This is a genomic window from Streptomyces sp. ATLC9 (assembly GCF_057196705.1).
Window position 1 is genome coordinate 1 of the sequence record NZ_JBXUOY010000501.1, and the last position, 1,389, is coordinate 1,389.

Here is a 1,389-nt window from a genome sequence, read left to right on the forward strand (position 1 = left end):
TGCCCCGCTTACTGACGCCGGACGGGGGGCGCCCCCCCCCCGGGGGGGGCCCGCCACCGGACCCGGTGTGACCCGCCTCACGTCACGGCCCTGTCAGGAAACGGCGCGCTGCCCGGTTCAAGGGGCGAGTTCCGCAAGGAGCGGAGCCGCGCAGACGGGAGCCAGGAGAATGAAGCACCGCATCATCGTCCTCGGAGCCGGGTACGCCGGAGCCGCCGCGGCCGGCCGCCTCGCCAGGCGGCTGCACCGCGACGACGTCGCCGTCACCCTCGTCAACGCCGACCCCGACTTCGTCGAACGCGTCCGGCTGCACCAGCTCGCGGTCGGCCAGGACCTCAGGTCCCGGCCGCTCGACGAGATGTTCGCGGACACCGGCGTCGAACTGATGACCGCGAAGGTCACCGGCGTCGACGCCGACCGCAGGGCCGTCACGGTCACCGACGCCACCGGAGGCGTCCGGGAGCTGGAGTACGACACCCTGGTGTACGCCCTCGGCAGCGGCTGGAACGGCCAGGGCGTGCCCGGCGCCGCCGAGCACGCCTGCGAGATCGCGAGCCGGGCCGGAGCGCTCCGGCTGCGCGAGCGCCTGGCCGGCCTGGCCGCCGGGCAGCCGGTCCTCGTGGTCGGTGGAGGGCTCACCGGGCTGGAGGCCGCGACCGAGATCGCCGAGACACGCCCGGACCTCGCGGTCGCCCTCGCCACCCACGGCGGCCTCGGAGACGACCTCTCGGACAAGGGGCGCGGCCACCTGCGGAAGGTCTTCGGCGGGCTCGGCGTCACCGTGCACGAGCACACGGCCGTCACCGGAGTCGAGGCCGGCCGCGTCACCACCGCCGACGGCGAGGCCATCTCGGCCGCGGTCACCGTGTGGGCCACCGGCTTCGCCGCCCACCCCCTCGCGCGGGCCAGCGCACTGGAGACCACCGGCACGGGCCAGATCGTGGTCGACGCCACCATGCGCTCGGTCTCGCACCCCGAGGTGTACGCCGTCGGCGACGCCGCCCTGGCGATGGGCCCCGGGGAGAAGCCGCTGCGGATGTCGTGCGCCTCGGGCGCCCCCACCGCGTGGCAGGCCGCGGACGCCATCGCCGCACGCCTGACCGGCGGGAAACTCCCGAAGATCCCGATCCGCTACTTCAACCAGTGCATCTCCCTGGGCCGCCGGGAGGGCCTGATCCAGTACGTCACCGCCGACGACCGGGCCACCGGCGCGGCCCTGACCGGCCGGCTCGCCGCTGTCTACAAGGAGCTGGTCTGCAAGGGCGCGGCATGGGGCGCCGCCAACCCGACCCTCGGCGTGCCGGTCCGCCGCCGCCGTGTCCTGCGGGAGGCGGCCCGGCCGGGCCCGGCCGCCAAGACGTCGGCCTGACCGGCAGGGCGGTGCGGGCG

Annotated in this window: 1 protein-coding gene; it reads left to right on the forward strand. The window is 75.9% G+C overall.

The features are described from left to right. The first annotated feature begins 169 nt into the window (after positions 1–169). Positions 170–1,369 (forward strand): NAD(P)/FAD-dependent oxidoreductase, encoded by a 1,200-nt coding sequence (locus AC2CJA_RS26650; RefSeq protein WP_484605210.1) that lies wholly within the window; start codon positions 170–172, stop codon positions 1,367–1,369. Positions 1,370–1,389: the final 20 nt, after the last annotated feature.